Source organism: Streptomyces sp. NBC_00328, assembly GCF_036139655.1.
Classification (GTDB): domain Bacteria; phylum Actinomycetota; class Actinomycetes; order Streptomycetales; family Streptomycetaceae; genus Streptomyces.
This window is the reverse complement of record NZ_CP108013.1, coordinates 4,377,338-4,392,917: the sequence shown is the minus strand read 5'-3', so window position 1 is coordinate 4,392,917 and position 15,580 is coordinate 4,377,338. Positions and strand designations below refer to the sequence as shown.

At 72.3% G+C, this 15,580-nt stretch carries 13 protein-coding genes and 1 tRNA gene; 4 read left to right on the top strand and 10 right to left on the bottom strand.

Annotated elements, in window-relative coordinates; all coding sequences use genetic code 11:
* Positions 1 to 146: 146 nt before the first annotated feature.
* The 6 genes from OG485_RS19130 to OG485_RS19105 all read right to left on the bottom strand — a co-directional run bounded on the left by OG485_RS19130 (position 147) and on the right by OG485_RS19105 (position 4,994).
* On the bottom strand, positions 147 to 644 hold the full coding sequence (locus OG485_RS19130; protein WP_328669543.1) for a hypothetical protein: 498 nt from the start codon (positions 642 to 644) through the stop codon (positions 147 to 149).
* Positions 645 to 792: 148 nt separating this feature from the next.
* The gene (pth, locus tag OG485_RS19125) at positions 793 to 1,404 is read right to left on the bottom strand and encodes an aminoacyl-tRNA hydrolase (protein WP_328669542.1); all 612 of its coding nucleotides are present in this window, start codon (positions 1,402 to 1,404) and stop codon (positions 793 to 795) included.
* Between the two features lie 73 nt (positions 1,405 to 1,477).
* A complete protein-coding gene (locus tag OG485_RS19120; RefSeq protein ID WP_328669541.1) occupies positions 1,478 to 2,068 on the bottom strand; it encodes a 50S ribosomal protein L25/general stress protein Ctc in 591 nt (196 codons plus the stop codon).
* Between the two features lie 184 nt (positions 2,069 to 2,252).
* Positions 2,253 to 3,230 (bottom strand): ribose-phosphate diphosphokinase, encoded by a 978-nt coding sequence (locus tag OG485_RS19115; RefSeq protein WP_328451620.1) that lies wholly within the window; start codon positions 3,228 to 3,230, stop codon positions 2,253 to 2,255.
* Between the two features lie 123 nt (positions 3,231 to 3,353).
* Complete coding sequence (glmU, locus tag OG485_RS19110; RefSeq protein ID WP_328669540.1) at positions 3,354 to 4,802, bottom strand: bifunctional UDP-N-acetylglucosamine diphosphorylase/glucosamine-1-phosphate N-acetyltransferase GlmU; 1,449 nt, start codon at positions 4,800 to 4,802, stop codon at positions 3,354 to 3,356.
* A gap of 120 nt (positions 4,803 to 4,922) precedes the next feature.
* A tRNA-Gln gene (locus OG485_RS19105) sits at positions 4,923 to 4,994 on the bottom strand.
* Between the two features lie 303 nt (positions 4,995 to 5,297).
* On the opposite strand from OG485_RS19105, the gene OG485_RS19100 reads away from it, so the two are divergent.
* On the top strand, positions 5,298 to 6,608 hold the full coding sequence (locus tag OG485_RS19100) for a sensor histidine kinase (protein WP_328669539.1): 1,311 nt from the start codon (positions 5,298 to 5,300) through the stop codon (positions 6,606 to 6,608).
* A 266-nt stretch (positions 6,609 to 6,874) separates the two neighbouring features.
* On the opposite strand, the gene OG485_RS19095 is transcribed toward OG485_RS19100, so the two are convergent.
* Together OG485_RS19095 and OG485_RS19090 are read right to left on the bottom strand one after the other, a co-directional pair.
* A complete protein-coding gene (locus OG485_RS19095; RefSeq protein ID WP_328669538.1) occupies positions 6,875 to 7,405 on the bottom strand; it encodes an SUKH-3 domain-containing protein in 531 nt (176 codons plus the stop codon).
* Positions 7,406 to 7,483: 78 nt separating this feature from the next.
* Positions 7,484 to 7,987 carry a YwqJ-related putative deaminase gene (locus OG485_RS19090; RefSeq protein ID WP_328669537.1) on the bottom strand — a complete coding sequence of 168 codons (504 nt, stop codon included), beginning with the start codon at positions 7,985 to 7,987 and terminating at the stop codon, positions 7,484 to 7,486.
* A gap of 229 nt (positions 7,988 to 8,216) precedes the next feature.
* Here OG485_RS19090 and OG485_RS19085 point away from each other — a divergent pair, with 229 nt between their 5' ends.
* From OG485_RS19085 to OG485_RS19075, 3 genes are all read left to right on the top strand, one after another.
* On the top strand, positions 8,217 to 9,203 hold the full coding sequence (locus tag OG485_RS19085; RefSeq protein ID WP_328669536.1) for an SMI1/KNR4 family protein: 987 nt from the start codon (positions 8,217 to 8,219) through the stop codon (positions 9,201 to 9,203).
* A gap of 7 nt (positions 9,204 to 9,210) precedes the next feature.
* The gene (locus tag OG485_RS19080) at positions 9,211 to 11,979 is read left to right on the top strand and encodes an SUKH-4 family immunity protein (RefSeq protein WP_328669535.1); all 2,769 of its coding nucleotides are present in this window, start codon (positions 9,211 to 9,213) and stop codon (positions 11,977 to 11,979) included.
* A gap of 306 nt (positions 11,980 to 12,285) precedes the next feature.
* Positions 12,286 to 13,173, top strand: coding sequence for a cellulose-binding protein (locus OG485_RS19075; protein WP_328669534.1), 888 nt, complete (start codon positions 12,286 to 12,288; stop codon positions 13,171 to 13,173).
* A 189-nt stretch (positions 13,174 to 13,362) separates the two neighbouring features.
* Here OG485_RS19075 and OG485_RS19070 read toward each other — a convergent pair whose 3' ends face one another.
* Positions 13,363 to 14,997: a sodium/solute symporter gene (locus OG485_RS19070; RefSeq protein ID WP_328669533.1), complete on the bottom strand. Its 1,635-nt coding sequence runs from the start codon at positions 14,995 to 14,997 to the stop codon at positions 13,363 to 13,365.
* Positions 14,994 to 15,557: a DUF485 domain-containing protein gene (locus OG485_RS19065; RefSeq protein ID WP_443048727.1), complete on the bottom strand. Its 564-nt coding sequence runs from the start codon at positions 15,555 to 15,557 to the stop codon at positions 14,994 to 14,996. The genes OG485_RS19070 and OG485_RS19065 overlap by 4 nt, the downstream gene beginning before the upstream one ends.
* Positions 15,558 to 15,580 lie beyond the last annotated feature (23 nt).

Genomic DNA, 15,580 nt, shown 5'->3' with positions numbered 1-15,580 from the left:
AAGGCGCCCTCCGCGCTCGTACCCGTACGAGCGCGGAGGGCGCCTTTCATGTGTCAGGCGGAGGGCGCCTTCATGTTCCGTGCGGCCGCCTGCCCCCTGCCTGCGCGCGTGGTGCCCGCGTGCGTCCGCGGGCCCCTGCACGATCCCTACACGACCAGGAACGTGGCCGTCAGCAGGGCGATCCCCGTGCCCGCCATCACCCAGGCCAGGCGGGTCAGCCGCAGACCGCCCGCGACCACCACCGAGGCGAGCAGCAGGGCCCCCGCGAGCGGGATCCAGGCGTAGAGCAGTCCGGCCGGCCCGCTGCGGACGACCTCGTCGCTGCCGGGCTTCACCGTGACCGTGTACGTCCGGCCCTTCTCCACGGCCACCGACTGGTCGATGACGACGCGGGACCGCGCCCGTGAACCGGGCGACACCGGCGTGTACGACCCCGTGCAGACGTCGCCCGAGCACGACCGCACGGCGATCGTGCCCTGCTCCCGGCCCTTGCTCAGCATCACGTGCTGCGCGGTGCCCCAGGAGGCCCAGACGCCTGCGATCAGGATGAGCCCGGTGACCACGCCCATCGCCGTGAGCTGTCCGATTCGCAGCGCCGTGTACGCGCTCTGACGTGAGGTGACGGCACGCATGGCGGGGATCATTGGCCATGGCCGCGCGCTCGGTCAACTCCCGAGGGGGACAAGTCGGCAGTTGTGCGCGTACGTCGGCCACCCTGCCGCCGGCCGTGCGGCCGTCCCGCGGTTCCCGGGGCCTCCCGGGCCGTCCCTCAGGAGCCGTACGGGCGGTTCCTCAGGAGTTGTACGTGCCCTGGGCCCGCTCCAGGCCCTCGATCACCAGGCACTCCACCGCGTCCGCCGCCCGGTCCACGAAGTAGTCCAGCTCCTTGCGCTCGGCCGGGGAGAAGTCCTTGAGGACGAAGTCCGCGACCTGCATACGGCCCGGAGGGCGCCCGATGCCGAACCGCACCCGGTGGTAGTCCGCGCCCATCGCCTTCGTCATGGACTTGAGGCCGTTGTGGCCGTTGTCGCCGCCGCCCAGCTTCAGCCGCAGCACGCCGTGGTCGATGTCGAGCTCGTCGTGGACGGCCACGATGTTCGCCGTCGGCACCTTGTAGAAGTCCCGCAGCGCGGTCACCGGGCCGCCCGACAGGTTCATGTACGACATCGGCTTGGCCAGGATCACCCGGCGGTTCGCCGGACCGGGCGGCCCGATCCGCCCCTCGATCACCTGGGCCTGCGCCTTGCCCGCCCGCTTGAACTTCCCGCCGATCCGCCCGGCCAGCAGATCGGCCACCATGAAGCCCACGTTGTGCCGGTTCATGGCGTACTCGGGGCCCGGATTGCCGAGGCCCACGATCAGCCAGGGCGCGTTGGCGTCGGTCGTCACGTCCGTGTCTCCCATGTGTCCGTGATACGCGGCAGCCGCCGCTCCCGACAGGAGCGGCGGCTGACACGGATGAAGATTTCCGGGGGGATCAGGCCTCGGCGGCCGCGTCGCCGGACTCGCCCTCGGCGGCCGGCTCCTCGGCCTGCGCCGACAGGACCTGGATGACGACCGCGTCCTCGTCGATCGCCAGCGTGGTGCCCTTGGGGAGCTTGATGTCCTTGGCGTGGATGGAGGCACCGGCCTCCAGGCCCGCGATGGAGACGGTGACCGACTCCGGGATGTGGGTGGCCTCGGCCTCGACCGTCAGGGTGTTCAGCACGTTCTCGACGAGGAAGCTGCCCGGGGCCAGCTCGCCCTCGGTGTGCACGAAGACCTCGACGGTGACCTTCTCGCCGCTCTTCACGAGGAGCAGGTCGACGTGGTCGAGGCTGCCCTTGATGGCGTCACGCTGGACGGCCTTCGGGATCGCCAGCTGGGTCTTGCCCTCGAGCTCCAGGGTGAGCAGGACGTTCGCGGTACGCAGGGCGAGCTGCAGCTCGTGGCCCGGGAGCGCGATGTGGAGCGGCTCGGTGCCGTGACCGTAGACGACGGCGGGGACCTTGGCCTCGCGGCGGATGCGGCGGGCGGCGCCCTTGCCGAACTCGGTGCGGGTCTCGGCGGCGAGCTTGACCTCGGACATGTTCACTCCTCGTAGAACGTGGGGAAAGTGGTCACCCGGCCAAACATCGGCCTGCTACGAAGAGCGCGTCGATAACGGACCGCCGCACACAAAAGTGCGGCCTCCCTCGCCGAGCAACTGTGACAGCTTACGGGGCGGGGAGGCCGTACAAGAAATCGATCTAGGCGACCGACGGGAGAGGGGCCTACTGCTCCTCGAACAGGCTCGTCACCGAGCCGTCCTGGAAGACCTCACGCACCGCGTCCGCGATGGTCGGCGCGATCGAGAGCACCGTGATCTTGTCGAGCTCCAGCTCGCCCGGGGTCGGCAGGGTGTCCGTGAAGATGAACTCGCTGACCTTGGAGTTCTTCAGACGGTCGGCCGCCGGGCCGGAGAGGACACCGTGCGTGGCCGTCACGATGACGTCCTCCGCGCCGTGCGCGAACAGCGCGTCGGCGGCGGCGCAGATGGTGCCACCGGTGTCGATCATGTCGTCGACGAGGACGCAGACGCGGCCCTTCACGTCACCGACCACCTCGTGGACGGTGACCTGGTTGGCGACGTCCTTGTCGCGGCGCTTGTGCACGATGGCCAGCGGAGCGTCCAGGCGGTCGCACCAGCGGTCGGCCACGCGCACCCGGCCGGCGTCCGGCGAGACGACGGTGAGCTTGGACCTGTCGACCTTGGCGCCCACGTAGTCGGCGAGGATCGGCAGCGCGAACAGGTGGTCCACCGGGCCGTCGAAGAAGCCCTGGATCTGGTCCGTGTGCAGATCGACCGTGAGGATGCGGTCCGCACCGGCCGTCGCCATCAGGTCCGCGACCAGACGCGCCGAGATCGGTTCACGTCCACGGTGCTTCTTGTCCTGACGGGCGTAACCGTAGAAGGGCACGATCACCGTGATGCTCCTGGCGGAGGCCCGCTTCAGAGCGTCGATCATGATCAGCTGTTCCATGATCCACTTGTTGATGGGGGCCGTGTGGCTCTGCATCAGGAAGCAGTCGGCGCCGCGCGCGGACTCCTGGTAGCGGATGTAGATCTCGCCGTTCGCGAAGTCGAAGGCCTTGGTCGGGACGACCCCGACACCCAGCTTGTGGGCGACCTCCTGGGCAAGCTCGGGGTGGGCGCGGCCGGAGAAGAACATCATCTTCTTCTCGCCGGTCGTCGTCTTGATCCCGGTCACAGCACTGTCTCCTCAGAGGTCATCTCAGTGGGCGTGGGAGGCCGTCTCGGCTGGGTTGCGAGAGGGCTTCTCAGCAGGGGTGCATTTATCACGGTACGCCGTCCCGGACGTGCCGTTTTCCGGTCAGCCTTCGCCTTCCGGTTCCCGGGAGGCGGTCTCCGCGGCCTTCGCCGCGGCGCTTCCGGGACGCTTGCGAGCCACCCAGCCCTCGATATTGCGCTGCTGACCGCGGGCCACGGCCAGCGAACCGGGCGGCACGTCCTTGGTGATGACGGAGCCCGCCGCGGTGTACGCGCCGTCCCCGATCGTGACAGGAGCCACAAACATGTTGTCCGAACCCGTACGGCAGTGCGAGCCGATCGTGGTGTGGTGCTTGTCCTGCCCGTCGTAGTTCACGAACACGCTCGCGGCACCGATGTTCGAGTACTCGCCGATCGTCGCGTCCCCCACGTACGACAGGTGCGGGATCTTCGTCCCCTCGCCGATCGTGGCGTTCTTCGTCTCGACGTACGTACCGACCTTGGCCTTCAGGCCGATCCGCGTGCCGGGACGCAGGTAGGCGAACGGGCCGACCTTGGCCTGCGGACCCACCTCGGCGGTGTCGGCCACGGTGTTGTCGACGCGCGCGCCGGCGCCCACCCGGGTGTCCTTCAGGCGGCAGTTGGGCCCGACCTCGGCGCCCTCGGCGAGATGCGTGGCGCCCTGGAGCTGCGTCCCGGGGTGCACGATCGCGTCCTGCTCGAAGGTGACCGTCACGTCGACCCAGGTCGTCGCGGGGTCGAGGACGCTGACGCCGGCCAGCATGGCCTCCGTGAGCAGCCGGTCGTTCAGGATGCGGCGGGCCTCGGCGAGCTGGACGCGGTTGTTGATGCCGGCGATCTCGCGGTGGTCGGCGGCGACGGCCGCGCCCACCCGGTGCCCGGCCTCGCGCAGGATCCCGAGGACGTCGGTCAGGTACTCCTCGCCCTGGCTGTTGTCCGTCCGCACCTTGCCGAGCGCGTCGGCGAGCAGACGGCCGTCGAAGGCGAAGACGCCCGAGTTGATCTCGCGGATCGCGCGCTGCGAGTCGCTCGCGTCCTTGTGCTCGACGATCGCGGTGACCGCGCCGCCGGCGCCGTCCCGCACGATGCGGCCGTAGCCGGTGGCGTCGGGGACCTCGGCGGTGAGCACGGTGACGGCGTTGCCGTCGGCGCTGTGGGCCGAGGCAAGTGTGAGCAGGGTCTCGCCGCTGAGCAGGGGGGTATCGCCGCAGACCACGACGACGGTGCCGTCCACGTCCCCGCCGAGCTCTTCGAGCGCCATCCGTACCGCGTGCCCGGTGCCGTTCTGCTCGGCCTGCACCGCGGTGCGTACGTCCGGGTCGATCTCCGCGAGGTGCCCGACGACCTTCTCGCGTGCGTGCCCGACGACGACGATCAGGTTCTCGGGGTCCAACTCGCTTGCGGCGGCCAGGACATGACCGACGAGGGAGCGTCCGCAGATGTCGTGCAGAACCTTGGGTGTGGCCGATTTCATACGGGTGCCCTCACCCGCTGCGAGTACAACGACGGCTGCCGGGCGACTGGAGCTCACGGGACTGCCCTTCGGCTTCGGATGACTGGGGGGAGTGGACATCCGCAGGATACCGGGGCGAAACAGGAGGCATGTGGGAGAGGGCCCTGGGAGCACTGTCAGGGGCCGGGTCGACCGAGGCTCCCCCGCCAGGACTCGAACCCGGACAGATGGCACCAAAAGCCACAGTGCTGCCAATTACACCACGGGGGAATGAACTCGATCGAACCGGACATGTGGTCGGCCCGTCGAGTCGGCACCCAACACTATGCCGTACCGGGTGCCCTCCGTGCGACGGTACAACTCGGCGCTTCCCGCGCGGCAGATGACCGGGCGGTCCCGCCGGATGCCCGAGGCGTTCGTGCCGGTCCGGTGTTTGCGTTCCTGTGCTTGCGCGACCGGGACCGGCCCGGGGCGGCGGCGTCCCGGAGGCCGTCGAAGCCCGGCGGGGTGTGGTGTAGGCCAGTAGCCAAAACTCACCGGAAATGGTTCGGGGTGCAACCGTAGGCTGGAGCCATGACCACGACGGGGGAAGCACACACCGCGGCCGGGACCGGGCCGTGGTGGTGGGTCGGATGGCGCGGTGCGGTGCTGGACGCGGGGCTCGCTCTGGCGTCGGCGTTCGAGTGCGGAGGTGAGGGGGTCCGCTTCGCGCACGACGCGGGACTGCCCGCTCCGGTGGGCGTCGTGTTCGGAGCGGTGGCGGGGTCCGTACTCCTGGTGCGGCGGAAATGGCCGATCGCGGTCGTCCTGGTGTCCATCGCGATCACGCCCGCCCAGATGGGGTTCCTGATGGGACTCGTCGGGCTCTACACGCTCGCCGCGTCCGAGCTGCCGCGGCGCATCACCGGGGCGCTGGCCGGGATGTCCTTCGCCGGCATGCTGATCGTGACGTTCGTGCGGGCGCACCAGAGCGTGGTGCGCGGGGACGTGCCGATGGGGAACTGGCTGGTCCCCTTCGCCTCCATCACGACGGCGATCGGGATGACCGCGCCGCCCGTGCTGCTCGGGCTGTACATGGGGGCCAGGCGGCGGCTGATGGAGAGCCTGCGGGAGCGGGCGGACTCGCTGGAGCGGGAGCTCCAGCTGCTCGCGGAGCGGGCCGAGGAACGGGCGGAGTGGGCGCGCAACGAGGAGCGCACCCGGATCGCGCGGGAGATGCACGACGTGGTCGCGCACCGGGTCTCCCTGATGGTCGTGCACGCGGCGGCGCTCCAGGCGGTCGCCCGGAAGGATCCCGAGAAGGCCGTGAAGAACGCCGCCCTGGTGGGGGACATGGGGCGGCAGGCGCTCACGGAACTGAGAGAGATGCTCGGCGTACTGCGTACGGGGGACGGGCTGGACACGCGGGTGCCGTCGGTGCCGCTGGCGGCGGTGGGGGCCGCGGCGGCCGCGGCCGCGTCGCGGGCCGCGGGTGAGTCCGGGGCCGGGGAGGGGCCGAGCCTGGCCGAGATCGACGAGCTGATCGGGCAGTCGGCGGCGGCCGGGATGGTCGTGGCCCTGTCGGTCGAGGGGGATCTGCGGGCGTACGCCCGTGAGATCGAGCAGACCGCCTACCGGGTGGTGCAGGAGGCGTTGACGAACGTCCACAAGCACGCGGCGGGGGCGAAGACGTACGTCCGGCTGGCGCATCGGGTGTCCGAGATCGCGATGCAGGTGGAGAACGAGTGCCCGCCGGAGGCGGGGGTGGGGTCGTCCGTCGCGCTGCCCAGCGGGGGGAACGGGCTGCTGGGGATGAAGGAGCGGGTGGCCGCGCTCGGGGGTGTGTTCGTGTCGGGGCCCACGGACGCGGGCGGGTACCGGGTGTCGGCGGTGATCCCCGCGTAGCCCTCCGGGCGGTTCGCGGTTCGCGGTGCGCGGTTCCGGCCGGTGGGTGGGTCGGGGCCGTGCCGGTGCGTCAGCCCGTCGCCGTTGGATGAGGCGTGGCCGTCGGTGGCGACGGGCATCGACGTACCGGCACGGCCCCTTCCGCGCGCTCCCGGCTGCGGGTGCGTCGTGGTGACCATTCCAGCCCTGGCCGGGGAAAGTTTCAGCCCCTCCGGCGTTTGAGGAGCGGGGTCCGGGGCGGAGGGGGCGAAAGAAGGCCTGGCGGGTCAGGTCGTGGTGAGCCGGGGTGGGGCGGTGCCGGTGAGGAGGTTGGTGAGGGCCGCGTCGATGTGCGGACCGAGGTACCAGTCGCCGGTGTGGTCGAGGGCGTAGACGCGGCCCTCGGCGTCGATGGCGAGCAGGGCGTGGGAGTCGGACTCCTCGCCCAGGGGGCAGACCTCGGTGTCGAGCGCCCGGCCGAGGTCGCCGAGGGTACGGGCCATGTGCAGCCCGTGCAGGGGATCGAGATGCAGCAGGGCGGGGGCGAGCTGGCGCCCGGGTCCCGTGGCGCCCACGTGCAGCCCCCCGAACTCCGCCCAGGCCTCGACCGCCGCCGGGAACACGGAGTGCCGGTGCCCGGCCGGCGACGCGTGTCCGCGCAGCTCGTCGGCCCAGTACTCGGCCTGCTTTATGTCCCAGCGTCCCGGCTGCCATCCCGCCGAGCGCAGTACGGCGGCCACGGGCTCGGGGAAACGTGACGAGGATCCCCCTTGCCCGGCAGGGGAGAAGAGGCTGGAGGAGGAGCGTTCGGAGTGCATCTGCCCTTCGTTCGTCGAGGGATGGGACATCGGCGTCGCGGGACGCCGTCATACGTACGTATGCGGGGAGAGGGGAGTTCAGGCGTCCGGTTCCGCCGGGTCGACGATGCGTACGCCGAAGTGGCCGCTGAGCGCTGTGCAGGAGCGGCAGGGCGCGGCGAAGCTCCCGTGCAGCGGGTCGCCGTCCTCGCGGATGCGGCGCGCGGTGAGTTTGGCCCCCTTGAGGGCCTTTCGGGCCTCGCCGCCGGTCATCGGCTTGCGGCCGGCGCGCTTGCTGCGTTCGGCGTCGGCGGCGGCGATCTGCCGGGAGATCAGGATGGCCTCGGCGCAGCGGCCGGTGAAGCGGTCGCGCTGGGCGTTCGTGAGGGTGTCGAGGAAGTCCTGGACCAGCGGGTGAAGAGCGGGTGGCTGGTCGCCGCGGGCGGCCGTGCCGGTGAGGGTGGTGCCGCGGACGGAGAGGGCGGCGGCGACGGTGGGAAGTATGCCGTCGCGGCGGTACAGCAGGACGGGCGCGTGCAGTGCTTCGGCGCTGCTCCAGCCGACCCGAGGGTCCCCGGACGTGCTCGTATGCGTCGCATTCATGATCGTCTTTCCCTCCCGTGCATCCCCCGGTGCGGAGACAGACTGCCAAATGCCGCGGCGGGAGCGGTAGCTGGGGCGCCGCGACACGCCAGGTCTTCGGCGTACGGTCACGGCGGGGTGACGGCTGGTCACGGAACCGGAGGCCCGGTGACCGGTGTCGTACAACCGAATAGGCTGTCGACATCCGCGCTCCATCCAGCTACTGAAGACGCCGCAGGGGGCAACCGTCATGACGACAGGCCGGCTCGGGCAACAAGCCGCGCCGCCGAACGCGGCCTACGCCGGGCAAGTCGTGCACTTCCCGGATCCGGTCCGGGCGGCGCGCCATCCCAGAGGTGTACGGATCGACGAGCGCGGTTATCCCGACTTCTCGCTCTACGCGCGTGCCGCGGCGGAGATCGCCGAGCCCCCGGAGGGCTTCGGCGTCGACGAGTTGAAACTGACGGACTACGTCTCCGCGAACGCCGCGCTCGCCGCGTCCGGGCACGATCTGTGGGACACGATTCCCGCGGTGGCGACTCCGCACGGCTGGACGTGGCATCACGTGGCGGGCACCCGGCGGCTGGAGCTGGTGCCGGTCGAGGTGAAGGCCCTGCTGCGGCACCACGGCGGTGTCGCGACCGCGGCCGTCGACCATTCCAAGCGGGGGACGCGGCCGTTGCAGGAGACGCGGCCCGCGCACTTCGGGCTGCCGAAGTCGTCGGTCGCGGTGACCGAGCAGCAGGTGCTGGCCGTCGAGGAGGACCTCGGTTACCGGCTGCCCGGCGCCTACCGGTCGTTCCTGAAGGCGGCGGGCGGGTGCGCGCCGGTCGGTGCCGCGCTCGACGCCGAGCTCGGACTGCTGGTGGACCAGCCGCTGTTCACCGTGCGCGACGAGGCCGCGGTCAACGACCTGGTGTACGTCAACAAGTGTCTGCGCGACCATCTGACCAAGGACTACCTGGGTGTCGGGTTCGTGCAGGGCGGCCTGCTGGCCGTGAAGGTGAAGGGCGACCGGATCGGTTCCGTCTGGTTCTGCGCGTTCGACGACGCCCGTGACCAGGACGCGTGGCCGGCGGCCGAGCGGGTGCAGCGGCTGCTGCTGCCGTGCGGTGGCGACTTCGACCAGTTCCTGTCCCGGCTCGCGGGCAATCCGCCGGAGCTGGAGACGGTGGCGAATCTGATGGTGGACGGCGGCTTCGCGTACGCCGTGCCCGTCTCTTCGGTGGGGGAGTGACGTTGCGATGGTGACCTTCGCACAGGCGCAGGAGCGCGCGGAAGAGTGGATCAACGGGGACGTGGCCGGGTACCAGCACCGCGAGGTGCGGGTACGCGAGTTCGAACTCGGTTTCGTCGTATGGGCGGAGGACCGCGCCGAGGGGCCGCGTTCCGACGGGGGCGCGCAGCGGCTCGTCATCGCGCGGGACAGCGGGGAGGCCACGCTGTGGCCCGCGCTGCCGGTGGGTGAGGTCATCCGCCGCTACGAGGAGGAGTACGGGGTGCCGGCCGGGGCCCCCGATCCGGCGCCGGCGCCCGCGGCGCGGGTCGACCTGAACCAGACGTCGTTCCTGCTCAGCCCCCCGGAATGGCTTCAGGAGGCCGCGGACAGGATGGGGATCCCGGACCGGCGTGCCGGGTCGGGCCGGTCCGGCTCCGACGGGGCGGGGTCCCGCCCGGCCGCCGCCTCCGCGGCGGGCGGTTCCGCGAACGGGTCCGTCGGGAGCGGGAGTTCGCTTTCCGGTGCGCCGGGACAGTCCGGGGAGCATGGAGTCGCGGCCGCGCCGGGCGTGCACGCCCCTTCCCCGGCCGTCGCGCCGGGTGCGCCTTCCTCGCCGGGCTCCGCCGCTCCGGTAGCGGGTGTGCCGCCGGTTCCCGCGGGGGCCACGCCGTGGCCGGACGCCGCGACCGACGACGAGGTCCCCGGTCCGAGGGGCGCGAGTCCGGCCGTTCCCGCCGACGCGACCCCGTGGGCGGGGACGGACACCAATGCCGATCCCGGGGACGACCGTTCCGTACCGCTGCCGGCGACCGTGTTCGCGCCGCCGCTGACGGACATCGACGACTCGCGCACGCCGCCGCCGGCCGCCGCGCTCGATCAGACCGCCATGATGTCCGGGGGCAGCCAGCTCCCGCGCACCACGATGGCGCCCGTGGCCGGTGACCCGAACTCTCCCGCGCCGTCCGGTACTCCGTCGGGCCATGGTCTGCCGGGTGCCTCGGCCTACGGCTATCCGCAGGGCCCTGGCGCGGGTCAGGGCACTCCGCCGCCCGGCGCCCCGGCTGCTCCCGGTGCCCCTGGTACGCCGCCGCCGGCCGTGCCGTCGCGGCCGCTGCCCCCGAACGCGGGTGACATCGCCGACGCCGCGACCAGCAAGGCGCAGCCGCCCCGAGCGGCGCGCGGTGGCGGGGCGGGCACTCCGCCTCCGCCGAGCGCCCCGGGTGTGCCGGGCGCGCGGCCGGGCAGTACGCCTCCGCCGTCCGGACCGGGCGCCCCGGGTGCCCCCGCGGGCGGCTATGTGCCGACGCAGCTCGTCTCCCAGCTCGGGCCGGACGGGCCCGAGGGGGCGCCCGGCGCGCCCCAGCCGCCCGGCGCCACGCCTCCTCCGGGCGGTGTCCACCATGCCGCGACGATGCTGGCGGGGCCCGCGGTGGGCGGCCCCGGCGCGCCGCAGCCGCCCGGTGCCCCCGGTGCGCCGGGGGCACCCTGGCAGCAGGCCGCTCCCGGTGTGCCGGCCCCGCCGGGCGCCACGCCCCCGGGTGGGGCGCACCACGCCGCGACGATGCTGGCCGGGCCCCCGGCGGGGCCGGGCGCGCCGCAGCCGCCGGGTGCGCCCGGTGTTCCGGGGGGTACGCCCTCCGGTGAGGTGCACCACGCGGCGACGATGTTCGCCCCTCCGGCCGGAGGCCCCGGTGCGCCGCAGCCTCCGCAGGCTCCCGGCATGATGCCGAGCGCCCCTCAGCCGCTGCCCGGACAGCAGTCCATGCCGGGACAGCCCATGCCGGGACAGCAGCCGGCGTACGGCTATCCGCAGGCGGGGCAGCCGACCGTCGGGCCCGGCTATCAGGCCGTGCTGCGGTATCGGGCGCACGACGGGTCGGAGCAGCAGCTGATCCGGCGGTCCGCGCCGGGTACACCGCATCCGGAGTGGCAGATCCTGCACGAGCTGCGCGCGATGAACGTGCCGCCGCAGCAAGTGCTGGAGCTGCACACGGAACTGGAGTCCTGTGAGCTGCCGGGCGCGTACTGCGCGCGGATGATCAGGGAGACCTTCCCGCAGGTGCGGATCACGAGCATCGCGCCGTACGGCACGGATCACGCGAGCCGGCAGCAGGGAATGCACCAACTCCTCGCGCATCAGGGCGAGTTGCACCAGGTCGCGGACGGGCCGGCGCGTCCGGCACCGGTGCGGGCGCCGATTCCGCCGGTGCAGCCCGCGCCGCCGATCCCGCCGGAGGCGATCGCGCAGGAGCTGGCGGCGGCGTTCGGGCCGGGGGTCTTCCGGTTCGACCACGCGGCCGTGTCGCGGCAGGGCGTGCCGCCGATCGTGGCGCACACCCTGGTCGTGGCCGGGCTGCCGGTCGACATGGGCCCGTTCTTCTGGGCGCAGGCCCAGCCGGGCCGTCCGGTGCCGACCCTCGCCGAACTGGCGCAGGAGCGCGGGGTGGCGGCGTCCCCGGACGCGGGCTCGTACCTCGTCATGGGCAGCGACTTCGGCAAGGCGATCTGTGTCCAGTACGGCACGGCGAACATCGTCGCCGTGCCGGTGGAGGCCGGTCCCGGGGGTGCTCCGGTGCCGCCGCAGTTCGTGAACACCGGTCTGCCCGAGTTCGCGCGCTGTCTGGCGCTGCTCGGCCGGATGTGGCGGCTGCGGTTCGGCCTCAACCAGGAGCAGGCGGGCCGCTGGACGGTCGACTTCCAGGCCCAGCTCGCCGCGCTCGACCCGGCGGCCCTGGCCTCCCCGGAGAGCTGGTGGTCGGTCCTGCTGGAGGAGATGTGGGACGGGCTGCTCTAGAGGCGGCCCCCCGGAACACGGCGGGACGGGCAGGACCGGCGGGACTCGCAGGATCGGCGGGACTCGCAGGACAGGCAGGACAGGCAGGACAACGGCGGTAAGGACGAGGCGCTCGGCCCGGGTCACGGGTCGGGCGCCTCGTTCGTTCGCGGCTGTCGGGCGCCGCTGACCTCAAATGACACGCCTGTGAACCATCTCAGGCCGAATGGGCGGGCGGAGTGTCGCGTTATGAACACTTCCGTGTGATCCATCAAGATGTGCGCGAAATCGTCTTTTCGTGTGTGTCGGGCGGAGAGGGGTCCAAGGATGAGCAGCACACCGGTGTCGCCGTACGGCTTCGTGGCCGTACGGGGACGCGGCTACCGTCCCGAACAGGTCGACGCGTACGCCGCGGCGCTCTCCCGGGACCGGGACGCCGCCTGGGAACGGGCCGCCCGGCTGACCGTGCTGGCGAAGGACATGGAGGCCGAGGCGGAACGGCTGAGGGAGGCCGTGACGCGGCTCGCCCCGCAGACGTACGAGGAACTCGGCGAGCGGGCGCGGCGGATCTTCGAGCTCGGCGGGCAGGAGGCCGAGGCCCTGCGGGGGGAGGCACGCCAGGAGGCCCGGTCGGAGGCCGAGGTGGCCGAGGCGGTGGGGCGCGATGTGCGGGAGGCGGCGCAGGCGTACGCCGACGAGGTGCGCGACGCGGCGGAGGCGTGGGCCCTGCGGCGGCTGGCCGACGCCCGTGCCGAGGCCGACGAGGTACGTGTCTCCGCGCGGCGGGACATCAAGGAGCACCGGGGAGAGGTGCTCACGGCGCTGCGCGAGGTGCGGCGGCGGACGGAGGACCTCGTCACCGGGCAGGAAGCGGAGCACGCGGCGCGGTGGGCGGATGACGAGCGGGCCGCCGCCGAGCGCGAGGCCGAGACCGAGGCCGGGCTGCTCGACCGCGAGGCCCGTGCCGCCGAGTCGCTCGCCCGGGCCGAACGGGTCCTCGCGGAGGCGGAGGAGTGGGACCGGCACCAGCAGGAGGACGCGGCGGCGCGCGCGGCCGGGCTGGTCGCCGAGGCCCGGGTCAGTGAGGAGCGGATCGCCCGGGAGACCGATCGGGTGCTGCGGGAGCACGCGGAGCGGTGGGATCACGTACGGGCCCATATGGACCACGTACGGAGCAGTCTCACGTCTCTCACCGGGCACGCCCCGGCGGAGTAGCCGGCCTCGGCGGGAAGCCCCGCTCCGCGGTGCTCCTTCGACCGCTCCGCGCTCCGGGGCCCTCCACCGCTCCGCGGTCCGGGCTTCCACCGCTCCGCGGTGCCTTTCCCATCCACCCACCTGTCTCGCCCGGTTTCCACCGGGCCGTTGTCTCGGTCGGCGTTCACCGGGTCGTCGTCTCGGCCCGTTTCATCGGCCCCTCCGTATCGCCCCCGCCAGGATCCAGCCCTCCACCGCCTCGTACTGCTTGCGCTGTTCCCCCGCCTTGCGGCGGCCCGAGGCCACTGTTCCGATCCACCCGTAGGCGAAACCCAGCGGGATCGACACGATGCCGGTCGTGGTGAACGGGAACCAGTTGAAGTCGGCGTTCGGGAACGCGGCGGTGGGTGAGCCGGAGACGAGGTTCGTGCCGGGCATGAGGACGAGGACGGTGAGGGTGCCGCCGATGAGGGTGGCGAGGAGGCCCGCGCGGGTGTAGCGGCGCCAGAAGAGGCCGTAGACCAGTGCGGGCGCGATCGCGGAGGCGCCCAGACAGAAGGACAGGGTGACCAGGGGCTGAAGGCTGTGATGCTGGACGAGGGTGGCGAGCAGGATGGCCGGTGCCCCCACCGCCAGCGCGGAGATGCGGGCGAGGAGCATCTCGCGGCGCGGGGAGAGCTGGTCGTCGCGGCGGCGGCCGCGGAAGAGCCGGCTGTGGGCGAACACGTCGTGGGCGAGGGAGTTGGCGCAGGCCAGGATCATCCCGGCGACGGACGCGAGCAGCGTGAGGAAGATCGCTGTCGTCACGGTGGTGAACAGGAGGGTCTCGGCCGCGGAGACAGTGGTGCCGAAGGCCGCCTGGGAACCCAGCAGATAGGCCGTGTTGCCCTGTGGATCGGCCGTGGCGATCACATCGCGGCCGATCAGGGCAGTGGCGCCGAAGCCGATGACGCTGACGATCAGGACGAACAGGGCCACGCACGGCACCGCCCAGGACAGCGACCTGCGCACCTGGCGGGCGCTGTTCGCCGTGTACATGCGCATGGTGATGTGGGGGAGGCAGGCGCCGCCGAGGACGACCGTCAGCTCCGAGGTGATCATGTCGAGGCGGGGGCTGGCACCGCCGGCGAACTGGAGGCCGGAGTGGAGGTAGGCGTCGCCCACTCCGCTGTTGCCGGCGGCGGCGGCCAGCAGCGTGCCGGGGTTCCAGTCGAAGCGCTGGAGGACGAGTACGGCGATCACCGTGCCCGAGCCGAGCAGCATCACGATCTTCAGGATCTGGATGAGGGCGGTGCCCTTCATGCCGCCGATCGCCGCGTAGCTGATCATCAGCGCGCCGAGGCCGACGACGCAGCCGGTCTTCAGGGAGTCGGCGGAGAAGCCGAGGATGAAGGCCAGCAGGTCTCCCGCGCCCGCCAGTTGGACCAGCATCAGCGGCAGCAGCGCCACGACGGTCACCGCGCAGGCCGTGTTGCGGACGGCACGGCCCGGCATGCGGCGTGCGAGCGCGTCGCCCATGGTGAACCGGCCCGCGTTGCGCAGCGGTTCGGCCAGCAGGAACATCAGCAGCACCAGGGACAGGGCCGTGCTCAGGGCGAGGACCACGCCGTCGTAGCCGGCCAGCGCGATGACACCGCCGGTGCCGAGCACGCTCGCGGCGGAGATGTAGTCCCCGGCGATGGCGAGGCCGTTGCGCATCGGGGAGAGCGATCCGTAGCCGGTGTAGAACTCGTCGAGGTCGTCGCGGTCCGGGCCGGTCATCACGCACAGCAGCAGGGTGATCGTGGCGACGGCCGTGAACGCCACGAGCGACATGGTCTGTGCGGAACTGGTGAACCCCGTCATCGTGCCGCCTCCCGCTTCGCGTCCAGTTCGCTCTGTCTGCGGATCCGGTCCGCGATCGGGTCGAGGCGCCGCCGCGCGGAGTGCTCGTACAGAGCGATGGCCAGGCAGGTGACGGGGACCTGGAGCAGGCCGAGCAGGAGGCCGGTCGACAGTCCGCCGGACACCGTGCTCGTCATCAGCGAGGGCGCGAAGGCCGACAGGATGAGGAAGAGGGTGAAGTAGCCGAGGGCGGTGAGGGTCGCGACCCGGCGCTGACGGCGGTAGGCGCCGCGCAGGCGTCTGATGTCGCTGTGCTGTCCGAGGGGCTGGTGGCGCGGCATCCGCGGCCGCTGGGGCTCGGGAGGCCGGGGCCGGGGCTGCCAGGGGTAGGTCAGCCGGCCGGGGTCGGGCGCGTGGCCGGGTTCTTGTGGAGGGTATCCGGGGTGGCCGGGGTCCTCCGGGTAGGGCGGGTACGGCTGGTACAGGGGTGCCCGCGGGGGCGGGGGCGGTGAGTAGGGGCGTTGGTGCGGTTGTTGCCGGCGTGGCCGGGGGTGCTCGGGGGACGAGAACGCGTCGGGCATCCCGGTTCTCCTTGCGTGGCTCG

What these genes read in the sequence shown, in the direction of transcription:
- OG485_RS19130 (WP_328669543.1), bottom strand. Translation starts at nt 644, where the DNA reads ATGATCCCCGCCATGCGTGCCGTCACCTCACGTCAGAGCGCGTACACG.
- pth (WP_328669542.1), bottom strand. Translation starts at nt 1,404, where the DNA reads ATGGGAGACACGGACGTGACGACCGACGCCAACGCGCCCTGGCTGATC.
- OG485_RS19120 (WP_328669541.1), bottom strand. Translation starts at nt 2,068, where the DNA reads ATGTCCGAGGTCAAGCTCGCCGCCGAGACCCGCACCGAGTTCGGCAAG.
- OG485_RS19100 (WP_328669539.1), top strand. Translation starts at nt 5,298, where the DNA reads ATGACCACGACGGGGGAAGCACACACCGCGGCCGGGACCGGGCCGTGG.
- OG485_RS19095 (WP_328669538.1), bottom strand. Translation starts at nt 7,405, where the DNA reads ATGCACTCCGAACGCTCCTCCTCCAGCCTCTTCTCCCCTGCCGGGCAA.
- OG485_RS19090 (WP_328669537.1), bottom strand. Translation starts at nt 7,987, where the DNA reads ATGAATGCGACGCATACGAGCACGTCCGGGGACCCTCGGGTCGGCTGG.
- OG485_RS19085 (WP_328669536.1), top strand. Translation starts at nt 8,217, where the DNA reads ATGACGACAGGCCGGCTCGGGCAACAAGCCGCGCCGCCGAACGCGGCC.
- OG485_RS19080 (WP_328669535.1), top strand. Translation starts at nt 9,211, where the DNA reads ATGGTGACCTTCGCACAGGCGCAGGAGCGCGCGGAAGAGTGGATCAAC.
- OG485_RS19075 (WP_328669534.1), top strand. Translation starts at nt 12,286, where the DNA reads ATGAGCAGCACACCGGTGTCGCCGTACGGCTTCGTGGCCGTACGGGGA.
- OG485_RS19070 (WP_328669533.1), bottom strand. Translation starts at nt 14,997, where the DNA reads ATGACGGGGTTCACCAGTTCCGCACAGACCATGTCGCTCGTGGCGTTC.
- OG485_RS19065 (WP_443048727.1), bottom strand. Translation starts at nt 15,557, where the DNA reads ATGCCCGACGCGTTCTCGTCCCCCGAGCACCCCCGGCCACGCCGGCAA.